The organism is Streptomyces sp. NPDC101219 (genome assembly GCF_044767675.1).
Classification (GTDB): Bacteria; Actinomycetota; Actinomycetes; order Streptomycetales; family Streptomycetaceae; genus Streptomyces.
Window position 1 is genome coordinate 436,916 of record NZ_JBIWOK010000002.1, and the last position, 15,699, is coordinate 452,614.

General features: G+C 72.5%; 15 protein-coding genes and 1 tRNA gene. 2 read left to right on the forward strand and 14 right to left on the reverse strand.

Going from position 1 to position 15,699, the window contains the following annotated elements:
* Window positions 1-159: 159 nt before the first annotated feature.
* Window positions 160-241, reverse strand: a tRNA-Tyr gene (locus ACIRPP_RS05280).
* Window positions 242-473: 232 nt separating this feature from the next.
* Between ACIRPP_RS05280 and ACIRPP_RS05285 the strand changes: the two genes are divergently transcribed.
* Window positions 474-962 (forward strand): YajQ family cyclic di-GMP-binding protein, encoded by a 489-nt coding sequence (locus ACIRPP_RS05285; RefSeq protein ID WP_164333297.1) that lies wholly within the window; start codon window positions 474-476, stop codon window positions 960-962.
* Between the two features lie 137 nt (window positions 963-1,099).
* On the opposite strand, the gene ACIRPP_RS05290 is transcribed toward ACIRPP_RS05285, so the two are convergent.
* Entirely contained in the window at window positions 1,100-1,366 is a 267-nt protein-coding gene (locus tag ACIRPP_RS05290) for a GlsB/YeaQ/YmgE family stress response membrane protein (RefSeq protein ID WP_164333298.1), read from the reverse strand.
* A 122-nt stretch (window positions 1,367-1,488) separates the two neighbouring features.
* Here ACIRPP_RS05290 and ACIRPP_RS05295 point away from each other — a divergent pair, with 122 nt between their 5' ends.
* Window positions 1,489-2,739, forward strand: a complete 1,251-nt coding sequence (locus ACIRPP_RS05295) for an APC family permease (protein ID WP_403638115.1) — start codon at window positions 1,489-1,491, stop codon at window positions 2,737-2,739.
* A 461-nt stretch (window positions 2,740-3,200) separates the two neighbouring features.
* Here the strand turns inward: ACIRPP_RS05295 and ACIRPP_RS05300 are convergent, their stop codons facing one another.
* From ACIRPP_RS05300 to ACIRPP_RS05355, 12 genes are all read right to left on the reverse strand, one after another.
* Window positions 3,201-3,596 (reverse strand): YccF domain-containing protein, encoded by a 396-nt coding sequence (locus ACIRPP_RS05300; protein ID WP_164333300.1) that lies wholly within the window; start codon window positions 3,594-3,596, stop codon window positions 3,201-3,203.
* Window positions 3,593-4,456 carry a zinc metalloprotease HtpX gene (htpX, locus tag ACIRPP_RS05305; protein ID WP_403638117.1) on the reverse strand — a complete coding sequence of 288 codons (864 nt, stop codon included), beginning with the start codon at window positions 4,454-4,456 and terminating at the stop codon, window positions 3,593-3,595. The genes ACIRPP_RS05300 and htpX overlap by 4 nt, the downstream gene beginning before the upstream one ends.
* 279 nt (window positions 4,457-4,735) lie before the next feature.
* Complete coding sequence (locus ACIRPP_RS05310) at window positions 4,736-6,235, reverse strand: NADH-quinone oxidoreductase subunit N (protein WP_403638119.1); 1,500 nt, start codon at window positions 6,233-6,235, stop codon at window positions 4,736-4,738.
* Window positions 6,232-7,803, reverse strand: a complete 1,572-nt coding sequence (locus tag ACIRPP_RS05315; RefSeq protein WP_403638121.1) for a NuoM family protein — start codon at window positions 7,801-7,803, stop codon at window positions 6,232-6,234. The genes ACIRPP_RS05310 and ACIRPP_RS05315 overlap by 4 nt, the downstream gene beginning before the upstream one ends.
* A 6-nt stretch (window positions 7,804-7,809) precedes the next feature.
* Window positions 7,810-9,804, reverse strand: a complete 1,995-nt coding sequence (locus tag ACIRPP_RS05320) for an NADH-quinone oxidoreductase subunit L (protein WP_403638123.1) — start codon at window positions 9,802-9,804, stop codon at window positions 7,810-7,812.
* Window positions 9,801-10,232, reverse strand: coding sequence for an NADH-quinone oxidoreductase subunit NuoK (nuoK, locus tag ACIRPP_RS05325; protein ID WP_403638125.1), 432 nt, complete (start codon window positions 10,230-10,232; stop codon window positions 9,801-9,803). Before nuoK ends, ACIRPP_RS05320 begins: the two co-directional genes overlap by 4 nt.
* Window positions 10,232-11,110: an NADH-quinone oxidoreductase subunit J gene (locus ACIRPP_RS05330; RefSeq protein WP_403638127.1), complete on the reverse strand. Its 879-nt coding sequence runs from the start codon at window positions 11,108-11,110 to the stop codon at window positions 10,232-10,234. The genes nuoK and ACIRPP_RS05330 overlap by 1 nt, the downstream gene beginning before the upstream one ends.
* Window positions 11,107-11,808 (reverse strand): NuoI/complex I 23 kDa subunit family protein, encoded by a 702-nt coding sequence (locus ACIRPP_RS05335; protein ID WP_403638128.1) that lies wholly within the window; start codon window positions 11,806-11,808, stop codon window positions 11,107-11,109. Before ACIRPP_RS05335 ends, ACIRPP_RS05330 begins: the two co-directional genes overlap by 4 nt.
* Window positions 11,808-12,776, reverse strand: a complete 969-nt coding sequence (locus tag ACIRPP_RS05340; RefSeq protein WP_164349466.1) for an NADH-quinone oxidoreductase subunit H — start codon at window positions 12,774-12,776, stop codon at window positions 11,808-11,810. The genes ACIRPP_RS05335 and ACIRPP_RS05340 overlap by 1 nt, the downstream gene beginning before the upstream one ends.
* A complete protein-coding gene (locus tag ACIRPP_RS05345) occupies window positions 12,773-14,290 on the reverse strand; it encodes an NADH-quinone oxidoreductase subunit C (RefSeq protein WP_403638130.1) in 1,518 nt (505 codons plus the stop codon). The genes ACIRPP_RS05340 and ACIRPP_RS05345 overlap by 4 nt, the downstream gene beginning before the upstream one ends.
* Complete coding sequence (gene nuoB, locus ACIRPP_RS05350) at window positions 14,287-15,075, reverse strand: NADH-quinone oxidoreductase subunit NuoB (RefSeq protein WP_403638131.1); 789 nt, start codon at window positions 15,073-15,075, stop codon at window positions 14,287-14,289. The genes ACIRPP_RS05345 and nuoB overlap by 4 nt, the downstream gene beginning before the upstream one ends.
* On the reverse strand, window positions 15,066-15,500 hold the full coding sequence (locus tag ACIRPP_RS05355; RefSeq protein ID WP_164346097.1) for an NADH-quinone oxidoreductase subunit A: 435 nt from the start codon (window positions 15,498-15,500) through the stop codon (window positions 15,066-15,068). Before ACIRPP_RS05355 ends, nuoB begins: the two co-directional genes overlap by 10 nt.
* Window positions 15,501-15,699: the final 199 nt, after the last annotated feature.

Consider the following 15,699-nt stretch of genomic DNA (forward strand, 5'->3'; position numbering starts at 1 on the left):
GGGGACGCCTGGGGGACACGCACTGATCAAAGGTGGGATACGGGCGGTACGAGGTGAGACAGGTCCACGCCCCGCCCACAACGGATCAGGCAGGAAGAGGAAACGAGGAACCCCCTCTGACCAGGTAGAACCTGGCCAGAGGGGGCCTCATTTCAACTGTGGCGGCGCCAGGATTCGAACCTGGGAAGGCTGAGCCGGCAGATTTACAGTCTGCTCCCTTTGGCCGCTCGGGCACACCGCCGGGGTTGCTGCCCATGACCGCCTTGCGGCGGTGCTCCGTGGCAACGACGTAAACAATACCCGATGGGCAGGGGTGCTTCGCCACCCGATTGATCGCCACCCGGGGCGCGCGGGGTGGCTAGGCTTGTCCGGATGCGGCCCGGGACCGTTGCGGGGCTCGGTGGCCGCCCACGTTCGCCGGTACGGATGCGGTTCGCAGCCGATGCGCACCCCGATACAAGGAGCCACAGGACATGGCCGACTCCAGTTTCGACATCGTCTCGAAGGTCGAGCGGCAGGAGGTCGACAACGCCCTCAACCAGGCCGCCAAGGAGATCTCGCAGCGCTACGACTTCAAGGGCGTGGGCGCCTCGATCTCGTGGTCCGGGGAGAAGATCCTCATGGAGGCGAACTCCGAGGACCGGGTGAAGGCTGTCCTCGATGTCTTCCAGTCCAAGCTGATCAAGCGCGGCATCTCCCTGAAGGCCCTGGACGCCGGTGAGCCGCAGCTGTCGGGCAAGGAGTACAAGATCTTCGCGTCGATCCAGGAGGGCATCTCCCAGGAGAACGCGAAGAAGGTGGCGAAGATCATTCGCGACGAGGGGCCCAAGGGCGTGAAGGCCCAGATCCAGGGCGAGGAACTGCGGGTCAGCTCGAAGAGCCGGGACGATCTGCAGACGGTCATCGCGCTGCTCAAGGGCAAGGACTTCGACTTCGCCCTGCAGTTCGTCAACTACCGCTAGAGCACCGCGCGGCGGGTCCGTGCCGGGCCCGCTTCGGAGTCGCGGACGAGCGGCTGACGCAGTGTGAGGACAAGGAAGGGTGGGCACCTCCCCGGGGCCCACCCTTCCTTCGTGTCGTCCTCCGTCAGCGGGTCACGTCAGCGGCGCGAGTGGCCGAACAGCAGGCGGTAGGCGATCAGGAGGACCAGCGAGCCGCCGATCGCGGCGACCCAGGTGGTGCCGTCGTAGAAGTCCTTGGTGATCGGCTGGTCCAGCCAGCGGGACGAGATCCAGCCGCCGATGAACGCGCCGGCGACTCCGATGAGGGTCGTGCCAATGAGGCCGCCCGGGTCACGGCCCGGGAGCAGGAACTTCGCGATCGCCCCGGCCAGCAGGCCCAGGATGATCCAACTGATGATCGTCATACTCCGAGCCTGCCCTTTCGCGCCGCGCCACACCCTCCCGTTGCCGGGTGTTCATGCCGTTGTGACGGTAAGGACGCCGTCGATACGCCCGATGGTTGCAACGGTCAGTAGCGTGCAGCCTTATGACAGCACCTTCCGGCCCCGGTCTCCGCCGCACCCTCGGTGTGGGCGACGCCGTGGTCATCGGTCTCGGTTCGATGGTGGGAGCCGGGATCTTCGCAGCCCTGGCACCCGCCGCCCGCGCGGCCGGATCCGGGCTGCTCCTCGGGCTGGCGGTCGCCGCCGTGGTCGCGTACTGCAACGCGACGTCCTCGGCCCGGCTGGCGTCCCGCTACCCGGCGTCCGGCGGCACGTACGTCTACGGGCGCGAGCGGCTCGGCGAGTTCTGGGGCTACCTCGCGGGCTGGGCGTTCGTGGTCGGGAAGACGGCCTCCTGTGCGGCCATGGCGCTCACCGTGGGTGCCTATCTCTGGCCGGAGCAGGCGCACGCCGTGGCGGTGGCGGCGGTGGTGGCGCTGACCGCGGTGAACTACGGCGGGGTCAGGAAGTCCGCACGGCTGACGCGGGTGATCGTGGCCGTCGTGCTGGCCGTCCTCGCCGGGGTGGTGGCCGCGTCCCTGTCGTCGGGGCAGGCCGAGGCCGGGCATCTGTCCCTCGGGGCGTCGGGCGGTGTGAGCGGGATCCTGCAGGCCGCGGGGCTGCTGTTCTTCGCCTTCGCCGGGTACGCGCGCATCGCGACGCTCGGCGAGGAGGTCCGCGATCCGGCGCGGACGATCCCGCGCGCGATTCCGCTCGCCCTGGGCATCGCGCTGGCCGTGTACGCGGCGGTCGCTGTCGCCGTCCTCTCCGTGCTGGGGCCGGACCGGCTCGGGGAGGCCGTGGCTCCGCTGGCCGACGCGGTACGGGAGGCCGGCGTGCCCTGGCTGGTGCCGGTGGTGCGGGTGGGTGCGGCGCTGGCCGCGCTCGGGTCGTTGCTCGCGCTGATCCTGGGGGTGTCGCGGACGACGCTGGCCATGGCCCGGGACCGGCATCTTCCGGTCGCCCTGGCCGCCGTGCATCCGCGGTTCCGGGTGCCGCACCGGGCCGAGCTGGCCGTGGGTGCCGTGGTCGTCGTGCTGGCCGCCACGGTGGATGTGCGGGGCGCGATCGGGTTCTCCTCCTTCGGGGTGCTGGTGTACTACGCGGTGGCCAACGCGTCCGCCTGGACGCTGGGCCCGGGACTGTGGGCGCGGGTGGTCCCGGCGGTCGGGTTCGCCGGCTGTGCCGTGCTGGCGTTCTCGCTGCCGGGGGGCTCGGTGGTGGTCGGCGCCGGGGTGCTGGTGGTGGGCGCGCTCGTGTACGGAGCGCGGCGGGGAACGGCCTCCCTGCGGTAGGCGGGCGGGGCGGTGTGCGCGTACGCGGGCAGGCCGGTATACGGGCACGCGGGCAGGCCGGTATACGGGCACGCGGGCGTGCCGGGTGCGGGCACGCGGGCGGAGGCTTGGCCCGGGCGGGGAACGGCCTCCCTGCGGTAGGCGGGCGGGGCGGTGTACGGGCACGCGGGCAGGGCGGTAGGCGCGTACGCGGGCGTGCCGGGTCCGGGTACGCGGGCGTGCCGGGTGCAGGTACGCGGGCGGAGGCTTGTCCCGGGCCGGGCCGGTCGCGCCCTCGGTCTGGCGCCTGGCCAGGGTGGCGAGGGCCGGAGGGGATCGCGGGGCCGGGTGGTGGGTGTACGGGCTGGCTGTCATGGGTCCATCGTGAGGGCCGTCCGCAATCAGCGGGCGGGCCTGTGGACAACCACCGGCTTGTGGATACGTGGTGTGCCCGTGCTGCCGGGGGCCCAGGGCCGGCAGATCTAGTAGGTCGAGGTGAACGGGCGGTCCGTGCGGACGATCTCGCGGCCCATCGGGAGCAGCGACACCGGGATCAGCTTGAAGTTCGCGATGCCGAGCGGGATGCCGATGATCGTGAGGCACAGGGCGATGCCGGTGGCGATGTGGCCGAGGGCCAGCCACCAGCCGGCGAGGACCAGCCACAGGACGTTGCCCACGCAGGACGGGGCACCCGCGTCCCGGCGTTCGACGGCCGTGTACCCGAAGGGCCACAGGGCGTAGACGCCGATGCGGAAGGCGGCGATCCCGAACGGGATACCGATCACGGTGATGCACAGCAGCACACCTGCGAGCAGGTAGGCGAGGAAGAGCCAGAAGCCGCTGAGGACGAGCCAAATGACGTTCAGGATGGTCTTCACTGGGTGCGACCTGCCATCTTCTCGAGCCGGGCGATGCGTTCGGCCATCGGCGGATGGGTGGAGAACATCTTCGACAGCCCCTGGCCAGGACGGAACGGGTTCGCGATCATCATGTGGCTCGCGGTCTCGATCCGGGGCTCGGGGGGCAGCGGGAGTTGCTTGGTGCCTACTTCCAGTTTGCGCAGGGCGGCGGCGAGTGCGAGTGGATCGCCGGTGAGCTGGGCGCCGGAGGCGTCGGCCTCGTACTCGCGGGAGCGGCTGATGGCGAGTTGGATCAGGCCGGCGGCGAGGGGGCCCAGGATCAGGATCATCAGCATGCCGAGGATGCCGGGGCCGTCGTCGTCGTTGGAGCGGCCGATCGGGATCAGCCAGGCGAAGTTCACCAGGAACATGATCACGGAGGCGAGGGCGCCCGCCACCGAGGAGATCAGGATGTCGCGGTTGTGGACGTGGCTGAGTTCGTGGCCGATGACGCCGCGCAGCTCACGCTCGTCGAGCAGGCGCAGGATGCCTTCCGTGCAGCACACCGCGGCGTTGCGGGGGTTGCGGCCGGTGGCGAAGGCGTTGGGCGCCTCGGTGGGCGAGATGTACAGCCGGGGCATGGGCTGGCGGGCCTGGGTGGAGAGCTCGCGGACCATGCGGTACAGCCCCGGTGCCTCGAACTCGCTGACCGGGCGGGCCCGCATCGCGCGCAGGGCGATCTTGTCGCTGTTCCAGTACGCGTAGGCGTTGGTCCCCACGGCGATGACGACGGCGACGACGAGGCCCATGCGGCCGAAGAAACTGCCGATGACGATGATGAGTGCGGACAGTCCCCCGAGGAGGACCGCGGTCCTGAGCCCATTGTGCCGGCGGTGCACGGTACGCCCTCCAAATCCTGCGGCAGGGGGACCCTTGCGCTTGCTTGCTGATCTTCCGTCCGACCTGTGACACCACGGGCGTGCGGTGTCACGTCCAGTGGACCCTTCCCTTTCGGTCAACGCCAGGCGGGGAGCACTAGTTCCCTTGTGCCCGTGGCGGCACGGGGCAGCCGTCCGGGTGAGGGCGGGTCCGGGCGGCGCGCGGCGCCCGGCCGGTGCCACCCCTCACGGTGCCGGCCCCGTGCCCTGCGGGGCCGGCACCGGGTGTCACCGGCCGGCTCAGAAGAGGCCGGTGCCGGTGAACCGCAGGATCAGCTGGGGCGCCCCGGACAGAGCGATGCCGAGGACGCCGGTGACGGCCAGGGCGGCGGTCAGCGGGGCGGGGACGCGGTGCCCGGCCGGTGTGCCGTCGGGGGCGCGGAACAGCAGGGCCGTCCACTTCAGGTAGTAGACGAGCGCGATGACGACGTTGACGGCCATGACGACGGCGAGCCAGCCGAGTCCGGCGTCGACGGCCGCGGCGAAGACGGTGACCTTGGCGAAGAGGCCGATGATGCCGGGCGGCAGTCCGGCCAGGCAGAGCAGGAAGAAGCCCATGAGGAGGGCGGTCACCGGGTTGGTGGCGTAGAGGCCCCGGTAGTCGGCGACGCGGTTGAGACGGTGACTGCGGCCGACCAGGGCGGCGACGGCGAACGCGCCGAGGTTCACGGCGGCATACATGAGGGCGTAGGCCACGGTGGAGCCGATGGACCTCTCGGCGTCGTCGGAGTACGCGGCGGCGGCGATCGGCACGAGGAGGAAGCCGGCCTGGCCGATGGACGACCAGGCGAGGAGGCGGACGGCGCTGTACGCGCGGGTGAGGCCCTGCCGGAGCGCGCCGACGTTCCCGACGGTCATGGTGAGGGCGGCGAGCGCGGCGAGCGCGGGCCCCCACACGTCGGCGTAGGAGGGCAGGGCGACGACGGTGACGAGGATGAGGCCGGTGAAGCCGACGGCCTTGCCGATGACCGACAGGTAGGCGGCGATCGGCAGGGGCGCTCCGACGTAGGTGTCGGGCACCCAGAAGTGGAAGGGGGCGGCGGCGGTCTTGAAGGCGAAGCCGACGAGGGTGAGGACGACACCGGTCTGGGCGAGGGTGACGAGCTGGCCGTCGACGTCCTGGATGCGCTCGGCGAGGCGGGTCAGGTGGAGGGTGCCCGTGGCGGCGTAGAGGAAGCTGACCCCCATCAGGCTGACCGCGGTGGCGGTGACGGACGACAGGAAGAACTTCAGGGCCGCCTCGGAGGACCTGCGGTCGCCGTACCGGAGGCCGACCAGCGCGAAGGCGGGCAGGGAGGCGACCTCCAGGGCGACGATCAGGGTCGCGAGGTCGCGGGCGGCGGGCAGCAGGGCGGCGCCGGCGGCGGAGGACAGCAGCAGGAACCAGTACTCGCCGTCGGGGAGCCGCCTGCGGTCGTCGCCGAGGGCGGTGACGGACAGCAGGGCCGTGAGGAGGGCGCCGCCGAGGACCAGGAACTGGATGACGAGGGTGAAGCGGTCGGCGGTGTAGCTGCACACGCCGGTGTCGCCGACCAGGCAGAAGGTGCTGCGGTCGGCGTCGAGGAGCGGCAGCAGCATGAGCGTGGCGGCGGCGAGACCGGCCACCGCCGTCCAGCCGAGGAGCGGTTTGCGGTGCTCGGGGACGAACAGGTCCGTGACGAGGACGACGAGTCCGGCGACCGCGGCGAGGGTGGGCGGCGCGATGGCCAGCCAGTCGACGGACTGGACGAGGGAGCTCATCGGATGCCTCCTGCGAGGAGCTGCTGCACGGCGGGGTCGGTGAGTCCGAGGAGGGCTCCCGGCCACAGCCCGGCCACGACGGTGAGGACGACGAGCGGCGTCCAGGCCGCGAACTCGTAGCCGCGCACGTCGGTGAGTTTCGGCGTGTCGCCGGGGGCGGCGCCCATGCAGACGCGGCGGACGACGACGAGCAGGTAGGCGGCGGTGAGCAGGGTGCCGAAGGCGCCGATCGCCATGAAGGTGAGGAAGGCGGGCCGGCTGAGGCCCTCGGCGGGGTCGAAGGCGCCGAAGAGGGCGAGCATCTCGCCCCAGAATCCGGCGAGGCCGGGCAGGCCGAGGGAGGCGACGGCGGCGAACGCGAGGAGGCCGCCGAGGCGGGGTGCCTTGCCGTAGAGGGCGCCGGTCTGCTCGGCGAGGGTGTCGAGGCCGGTGCTGCCGGTGCGGTCCTTGATGCCGCCGATTAGGAAGAAGAGCAGGCCGGTGATCAGGCCGTGGGCGATGTTGGCGAAGAGGGCGCCGTTGACTCCGGTCGGGGTCATGGTGGCGATGCCGAGGACGACGAAGCCCATGTGGCCGACGGAGGAGTAGGCGATGAGGCGTTTGAGGTCGCCGTTCGCGCCCGTCCGGGCGAGGGCGAGGCAGGCGAGGGACCCGTAGATGATGCCCACGACGGCGAAGGCGGCGAGGTAGGGCGCGAAGGTGCGGAACCCGTCGGGGGCGGCGGGCAGCAGGATCCGGACGAACCCGTAGGTGCCCATCTTGAGCAGGACGCCGGCCAGCAGCACCGATCCGACGGTGGGGGCGGCGGTGTGGGCGTCGGGCAGCCAGCTGTGCAGGGGCCACACCGGGGTCTTGACGGCGAGCCCGATCCCGATCGCCAGAACGGCGATGACCTGCACGGACGTGGTCAGTGACCGGCCGTTGTCAGTGGCGAGTGCCACCATGTCGAACGTGCCTGCCTCGATGCCGAGCAGGAGCAGGCCGAGGAGCATGACCACGGAGCCGAGCAGCGTGTAGAGGATGAATTTCCAGGCGGCCCCGGCCCGGCCCTCGCCGCCCCAGCGGGCGATGAGGAAGTACATCGGGATGAGGACCATCTCGAACGCGAGGAAGAACAGGATCAGGTCGAGGACGGCGAAGGTCGCCAGGGTGCCGGACTCGAGGACGAGCAGCAGGGCGACGAACGCCTTCGGGGACGGTCCCGCGGGCGGCTTGAAGTACGAGTAGAGGGCGCTGAGGAAGGTCAGCAGGGCGGTCAGGACCAGAAGGGGGAGGGAGATGCCGTCGGTGCCGAGGTGGATGCGCACGTCGAGCGCGGGGATCCAGCTGATGTCGGTCGTGGCCTGCATCTTCGACGGCTGGTCGTGGTCGAAGCCGGCCGCGAGGACGATCGCGGCCAGGAGGACCGCCCCGGTGACCGTGACGCCGTGCCGGAGCACGGCCTGGTCAGGGGACTTTCCCTTCAGCCCGGGCGGCGCGGGCAGCAGAGCGGCGGCGGCACCGAGGAGCGGGCCGACGACGAGGAACGCCAGAAGGAACTGCATCACGGACTCGCTGATATCGATCACGCCTGCTCACGCTCCCGTGGCGACGAGGACGGCGGCGACCGCGAGGACGACGGTGCCGGCGAGCAGCGCGCTCACATAGGTCTGCACATTGCCGGTCTGGGCGCGGCGTACGGCGGTTCCGAGCCAGCGGGGCAGCGTGCCGGCACCGCGTACGTAGGTGTCGACGACCTCGCGGTCGAGGAACCGGACGAGTCCGGCGCCGGCCCGCACCGGGCGGACGAAGAGCGCCGTGTACACGGCGTCCAGGTGGAAGCCGGCGGCCGCGTGCCGGTGCAGGGGGCCGAGCAGCAGCCGTCCCGGATCGGCCGGGTCGGGGGCGCCCGCGATGTCTCCGTAGGCGGGCCGGTGGGCGGCGATGGCTTCCGCCTCCACCTCGCCCGCGTCGGCGTCGGGGTGGGCGGCCACGGCGCCGAGCGGTACGCGGGCCGCGTGCGCGGTGGTGTGCCGCCAGGTGGCGTAGGTGACGATCCCGCCGACGAGGGCCACGCCGGTGCCGAGGACGGACGTGGTGAGGGTGGGGGTCAGGTCGTGCCCGTCGAACCAGTCCGGCAGCACGCGGAACGCGAGCCCGCCCAGGGCGAGTGACGGGACGGCGAGCACCCAGAGCACGGCCGTCATCGTCAGCGGCTGCCTGCCGTGGTCGGGCGCCTCGACGCCGTGGCCGCGGAAGGCCAGCAGCCACAGGCGCATCGCGTACGCGGCGGTGAGCAGGGCGGTGGCCAGGCCGGCGAGGAGGACGATCCAGCCCGCGGCGGCGGGAGCGTGTTCCGTGTGGCCGGTGACGACGTGCTCGGCGACGCCGAGGACGGCCTCCTTGGAGAAGAAGCCGCTGAACGGCGGGATGGCGGCGAGCGCGAGCAGCGCCACGGTCATCGTCCAGTAGGCGTCGGGCACGCGGTCCCGCAGGTGCCCCATGCGGGACATGGCGGCCAGTGAGTTGGTGCCGGCGGCGTGGATGACCACACCGGCCGCGAGGAACAGCAGCGCCTTGAAGGCGCCGTGGGAGAGGAGGTGGAAGACGGCGGCTCCGCGGTCGGCGACGGCGAGGGCGCCGGTCATGTAGCCGAGCTGGCCGATGGTCGAGTAGGCGAGGACCCGTTTGATGTCGTCCTGGGCGAGCGCGGCCAGCGCCGATCCGGTCATGGTCACGGCGGCCATGACGGCGAGCACGGTCATCGCGGCCCCGGACGCCTCGAAGAGCGGAAGGAGACGGGCGACGAAGTAGACACCGGCGGCGACCATCGTCGCGGCGTGGATCAGCGCGGAGACGGGCGTCGGGCCGGCCATCGCGTCGGGCAGCCAGGTGTGCAGCGGGAACTGCGCCGACTTGCCCGCGACACCCGCCAGGAGGAGCAGCGCGATCACCGTGGGGTGTTCGATCCCGCCGCTCGCCACGGCGCCGAGGATGCGGGTGATGCGGAAGGACCCTGCGTCGTGGGCGAGGGCGAACAGGCCGATGAGGAAGGGGACATCGCCCAGCTTGGTGACCAGGAACGCCTTGAGGGAGGCGGCGCGGGCCTCGGGGGTCTCCCAGTAATGGCCGACGAGGAAGTAGGAGCAGATGCCCATGACTTCCCAGCCGACGAGCAGCACCATCAGGTCGCCGGAGTAGACGACCAGGAACATCGCGGAGGTGAACAGCGACACCAGGGCGGCGTAGGAGGGGTAGCGCGGGTCGTTGCGCAGGTAGCCGGTCGAGTAGACCTGCACGCAGGTGGCGACGACGCCGACCAGGACGGCGGTGAGGGCGGCGAAGCCGTCGATGTGCAGGGCGAGTTCGATGGGCACGGAGCCGGTCGGGGTCAGCTCGGTGGCGGCGTCGACGGCCCGGCCTCCGCCCTGCCGGGCGGCGACGGTCGCGGCGAGCACGAGGGAGGTGAGGGTCGGCAGGACGGCGAGCGGGCGGACGAAACCGGGGGCGGTGCGGCCCAGGAGCAGTCCCGCGATCGCGCCGAGGAACGGCAGGAGGGGGACGAGGACGGCGAGAGTGGTCGTGGTCACGCGGTGGCCTCAGCCTTCTCGGCGGCCGGCCCGGTCGCCCGGGCCCCGGGAGCGTCGCTGTCGGATGCGCCGTCGGAGCCGCCCCGGCCGTCGGGTTCGTCGGGGCCGTGGCCCTCGGCGGTGTCGCGGAGCCTGTCGATGTCCGCGGTGCCCCGGTTGCGGTGGACGGCGAGGACGATCGCCAGCCCGATACCGATCTCGGCCGCGGCGATGGCGATGGTGAACAGGGTGAGGGCCTGGCCGGAGTGCAGGGTCTCCTCGGCGGCGCGGCTGAGCCACACGTCGAACGCGACCAGGTTCAGGTTGACCGCGTTGAGCATCAGCTCCACCGACATCAGGACGAGGATCGCGTTGCGGCGGGCGAGGACCCCGTACAGGCCGGTGCAGAACAGCAGGACGGACAGCACGGCGGGATAGGCGAGGTGCATCAGCGGTCCCCTTCCGTGTCGCCCGGCACGGCGTCGTCGGCCGGGGGACCGGCGGGGCCGGCGGCCGACGGCTCGGACGGAGCGGAGGGAGCGGAGGGAGCGGAGGGATCGGAGGGATCGGAGGGAGAGGGCTGAGCGGACGGATCGGCCGCAGCCGGGCGGGCGGTGGCGCCCGACCGGGCGGTGGCACGCGACGGCGAGGTGGCGCCCTGGCCGTCGGCGGTGCTCGACTGCGGGCCGGTACCCGGCCGCCTGCCGGGCCGGTCGGAGCGGGCGGCCGTGGCGGTGGGGGCCGCCTTCGCCTTGCGGGACAGGACGATCGCGCCGACCAGGGCGGCGAGGAGGAGGACGGAGAGGGCCTCGAAGGGGAGGACCCAGTGCTGGAAAAGGGCCGCGCCGGTCACGTCGGTGGAGCCGGAGGGCGCGCCCTCCAGGTCGATCCAGGTGGTGCGGAAGGCGTCCACGACGACCCAGACCAGGGTGCCCGCGGCGGCCACGGCCACGGCGAGCGCGAACCACCGGTTGCCCGAGTCGGCGTCCGGGGAGCGTCCGATGGGCGCCCTGGTGAGCATCAGGCCGAACAGGATGAGGACGATGACCGAACCGACGTAGATGAGGACCTGCACCCAGGCGATGAACTCGGCGGTGAGCAGGAGGTATTCGACGGCGAGGCCCCCGAGGGCCACCACCAGCCACAGGGCGGCGTGCACCAGTTGGCGGGTGGTGACGGTGATGACGGCGGCGCCGAGGGTGACCAGGCCTACGAGGAGGAAGGTGATCTCCACGCCCGTGGGTGAGAGGAAACCGTGGGACTCGGCCCCCAGGTGCGGGGCGCCGGCGCGTCCGGCCAGGCCGGCGACGGTCGCTGCGAGGGTCATTCCCGGCCCTCCTGCCGTGGGTGCCGTGTCGGCCGCGGCTGGTCCGTCTGCTGCTTCGACTCGCCCGCGGGGCGGGTCGGTGACTCGGCGGCACGGGCCTGCTCCTCGGCGTGCGTCCCGGTGCCGGACGGGCCGGCCGGGGCCGGAGGTGCGGCCGGGGCGTTCTCGGACGCCTGGGCGGCGGCCAGTTTGTCGGCGGTCTTGCGGGCGGCGGCGAGTTCCTTCGGTTCCTCCGCGCCCGGGTCGAGGGCGGGCGGGGCCGGCACCGTCCACATCCACTCGCGGAGCTTGTCGCGCTCGTGGGTGAGGTCGCGGATGTCGGTCTCGGCGTACTCGAACTCGGGTGACCAGAACAGTGCGTCGAAGGGACAGACCTCGATGCAGATGCCGCAGTACATGCAGAGGGCGAAGTCGATGGCGAAGCGGTCCAGGACGTTGCGCTGGCGCTCCCGGCCACCGGGGGCCGCCGGCGGGACGGTCTCCTTGTGGGAGTCGATGTAGATGCACCAGTCCGGGCACTCGCGGGCGCACAGCATGCAGACCGTGCAGTTCTCCTCGAAGAGTGCGATCACCCCGCGGCTGCGCGGGGGGAGGTCGGGCTGGGTGTCCGGGTACTGCGCGGTGACGGACTTCTTCGTCATCGTCCGCAGGGTGACGGCCAGCCCCTTGGCCAGGCCGCTGCCGGGGAGGGGAGCCATTACGCGATCACCACCTTGACGATGCCGGTGAGGGCGATCTGAGCGAGGGCGAGGGGCACGAGGACGGTCCAGGCGAACTTCTGCAACTGGTCCTCGCGCAGCCGGGGATGCGTGACACGGAGCCAGATCACGACGAAGGCGAGGACCGCGGTCTTCAGCAGGGTCCAGACCCAGCCGAGCCCGTCGGCGCCCCAGGGGCCGTGCCAGCCGCCCAGGAACAGGACGGTGGTCAGCCCGCACAGGACGACGATCCCGGCGTACTCGGCGAGCAGGAACAGGGCGAAGCGCAGACCGGTGTACTCGGTGTAGGCACCGAAGATGATCTCCGAGTCGGCGACGGGCATGTCGAAGGGAGGGCGCTGGAGTTCGGCGAGCCCGGCGACGAAGAAGACGCACGCCCCGGTGATCTGCCAGGGCAGCCACCACCACTCGAAGGCGTCGAGGATGCCGACGAGCGAGACGGTGCCGGCCGCCATCGCCACCGACGCGGCGGTGAGCAGCATCGGCAGCTCGTAGGCGAGGAGCTGGGCGGCGGTGCGCAGGCCGCCGAGGAGGGAGTACTTGTTGGCGGAGGCCCACCCGGCCATGAGCGAGCCGAGGACGCCGACGCCCATCACGGCGAGGACGAAGAACAGGCCCGCGTCCAGCACCTGGCCGACCGCGCCCTCGCCGGGGCCGATCGGGATGGCCAGCAGCACGAGCAGGTAGGGCAGGAGCGCGACGGCCGGGGCGAGCTGGAAGATGCGGCGGTCCGCTCGCGCCGGGACCACGTCCTCCTTCTGGGCGAACTTCACGCCGTCGGCGATGAGCTGGGCCCAGCCGTGGAAGCCGCCCGCGTACATCGGGCCCAGGCGGCCCTGCATGTGGGCCATCACCTTGTGCTCGGTCTGGCCCACGAGCAGGGGGAACGTGAGGAAGACGACGAAGACGACCAGGAGTCGCAGGGCGACGTCGAGCACGTCGTTCACTGCGGGCCTCCTGGCGTGCCGGGGTCACGGGGGTCGGGGTCACGCGGGCCGGGGTCACGCGGGTTCGGGTCACCCCGGTCGGGGTCACGCGGGTTCGGGTCACCCCGGTCGGGGGCGCGGGTTTCGGGCGCGTCGTTGTCACGGGCGCCCTTGTCCCGGTCGCCGTTTTCTCGGTCGCCGTCTTCTCGGTCGCCGTCCTCCCGGTCGCCGTTGTCTCGGTCGCCGTTGTCGGCGTCGGCATCCGATGCGGCTCCGGATTCGACGCCGGATGAGGATTCGGCGCCGGCCCCGGCTCCCGGTCCGGTCCCGGCTGCGGCTGCGGGTGCGTCCGCCGGCTCCTCGAAGGCCGGGCGGGCGTGGTGCCAGGGGGCGTCGGGGCTGCGGGGGCCCGCGGGGGCCTGGCCCGCGGCGGGTGCGGCGGTGCCGGGAGCGGTGCCCGCATCCGGGGCGGGACCGTCCTCGGCGGGACCCTTCGTCGCGGCCGTGTCGCCGGCGGACGTCTCCGGTGCCTCAGGGCCCCTCCGCTGGCTGGCCGACCCCTCGGACGCGCTGCGGGTCCGGCGGGCGGGCCGCGCCGGACGGGAGCTCCGGCCGGGCGCCTCGGCCGGAGTCGTCGCCCCGGCCGGAGTCGCAGACTCGGCGGGAGGCGTCGAGTCGGCGGGAGGTGTTTCGGGCGGCGTCGGCGTCTTCGCGGCCGACTGGCTCACCGAGCCCTCGGCAGCCGTCCGCATGCGGCGGGGCGGCCGGTTCGCGGACGGGTCACCCGCACCCGCACCCGCACCCGTATCCCTGCCCGTGGCTCCGCTGCCGCTTCCGGCGGCGGACTGGCTCGCCGAGCCCTCCGCGGCCGAGCGGGTGCGACGGACCGGGCGGTCGCCGGCGGCGCGGGCCCCCGCACCGGCCGCTCTGCCCGCGCCCCGGGCGGGACGGGCCGGGGCCGGCGGGAGCTGGCCCTTCATCGGGCCCCACTCGTTGGGGTCCGGGACGCCCGGGGGCAGCATCTGGCGGCGGCGCGGGCCCCCGTGCTCGGACTCGCCGGGCTCCTTGGCGCCGGGCCAGGCCTTGGCGACGCGGGCGGCGAGGACGAAGTCCTTGCGCAGGGGGTGCCCTTCGAAGCTCTCGGGCAGCAGCAGGTGGTCCAGTCCCGGGTGGCCGGTGAAGTCGATGCCGAACATCTCGTACGTCTCGCGTTCGTGCCACGCGGCGCCCGCGTAGACGTGCACGGCGGACGGCAGCGCCGGTGACTCGTGCGGGACGGTGGTGCGCAGGAGCAGACGGCGGACCGGCGACAGCGCGGCGACGTGGGCCGCGACGTGGAAGCCGGTGCCGGGTTCGTCGACGGCGCTCAGCCAGTCGAAGTATGTGCAGCCGAGGCGGTCCCGCGCCGTCTCCAGCGCGGAGATCCAGGCGGCGGGCGGTACGTCCACGGTGAGGACGTCGTACGACTCCTCGGCCGTGGCGTCCGCACCGAACAGCTCCTCGGCGTCGGCGGGGAGCCAGCCGACGGCGGTCATCGGTCACCCCCCGCACCCGGCTCATCAGACGCGCCCGGCTCACCCGGCTCACCCGGCTCACTCGGCTCGCCCGGCTCACCCAGGGCACCCGGCGCACCCGATGCACCCGGCGCCCCCGGCTCGGGCGGCCGTACCAGGCCGCTCTGCAGGGCCGCCGCGGAGGGCCGGGAGGCCGCGTACCGCTCCCCCAGCGACTCGCGGGCGATCTTCTCCTGGAGTTTGAGGATGCCCTGGAGCAGCGCCTCGGGCCGGGGCGGGCACCCAGGCACGTAGACGTCGACGGGGATGATCTGGTCGACGCCCTTGGTCACGGAGTAGGAGTCCCAGTAGGGGCCGCCGCAGTTGCTGCACGCGCCGAAGGAGATGACGTACTTCGGCTCGGGCATCTGCTCGTACAGCCGCTTCACGGCGGGCGCCATCTTGTCGGTGACCGTGCCGGAGACGACCATCAGGTCGGCCTGGCGCGGGCCCGGGGCGAACGGGATGACGCCGAGGCGGATGAAGTCGTGGCGGGCCATCGACGCGGCGATGAACTCGATCGCGCAGCAGGCGAGCCCGAAGTTGAAGACCCAGAGGGAGTAGCGGCGGCCCCAGTTGAGGATGACCTTCATGGGTTCCGGGGCCAGCCGGGAGAGCACGCCCAGCTTGCCGCCGCCCGGTGCGGACGGCAGGGCGGGGTCCGGCAGCAGCACCGGCTCGGTTCCCGGGGCGGCGCTGCCCGGTGCGGGGGCCCGGCCGGTGTCCCGGGCGGCGGGCGAGGCGGAGGTCGCGGGAGTCACGTCCATGTCAGGACGCCCTTCTTGTATGCGTACAGCAGGCCGACGGCGAGGAAGCCGAGGAAGATGAACATCTCCACGAGGGTGGTCGCTCCGTAGCCGTCCGCGGCGAAGACGGTCGCCCAGGGGAACAGGAAGATCGAGTCGACGGCGAAGATGACGTAGAGGAACGCGTAGACGTAGTAGCGGACCTGGGTGTGGGCCCAGCCCTCGCCGACGGGGTCGACGCCGCACTCGTACGTCAGCAGTTTCTCGGGGGTCGGGACGACGGGCCGCAGCAGCCGGCCCGCTCCGAAGGCGACGGCGACGAACAGCACGCCGACGACGGCGAGCAGCCCGACGACCGAGTACGCCTGGAAGTAGTCCGCCGCGACGTGCGCAGCGACGACGGTCGAGTCGATGGCGGTCGAGTCGACGACGGTCGGTTCCCGCACGTCCGCCCCTCACTCCTCGGCTGTGTTGTCCCGGTTCCGCGCTGTGACCGCCGGTGTCCGGCGATCTGTACGGACGGGAGTCTAGGCCCTGATAAAGGCACGGTAAGCGGCCCGTCGCCCTCTCTTCCCGGGGGGTGGGGTTTTCCCCAGGGAACGAGGGCGGTCGCCCTCATGGCGCGGGCCCCCGGCGGGCGGGCAG